Genomic DNA, 263 nt, shown 5'->3' with positions numbered 1-263 from the left:
CTGCATTATTACCTGAGGAAGTTGAATCTATCCTGAAGCATATGGGTATGGAAGAGCCGAAGGAGAAAATCGACTTCGAACTCAAAGAAACCGTACGCGTCAAGGTGGGACCTTTCGCAAACTTTGTCGGCTCTGTTGAAGAAATTGTTGCTGATAAGGGTAAACTTAAGGTGCATGTCAACATGTTTGGTAGAGAAACCCCGCTTGAGCTCGATTTCGACCAAGTGGAAAAGCTATAAAACAAGAAAACCAAGGGTTTCTAC

1 pseudogene is annotated in these 263 nt (G+C 43.3%); it reads left to right on the top strand.

Going from position 1 to position 263, the window contains the following annotated elements:
* Positions 1-239 (top strand): annotated as a pseudogene (locus tag AC6UDF_RS07275) (transcription termination/antitermination protein NusG); the annotation flags it as partial.
* Positions 240-263: the final 24 nt, after the last annotated feature.

This window comes from Fructilactobacillus sp. X2R6C1, assembly GCF_059901295.1.
The sequence above is the reverse complement of the archived record's forward strand: the minus strand, read 5'-3'. Positions and strand labels throughout refer to the sequence as shown.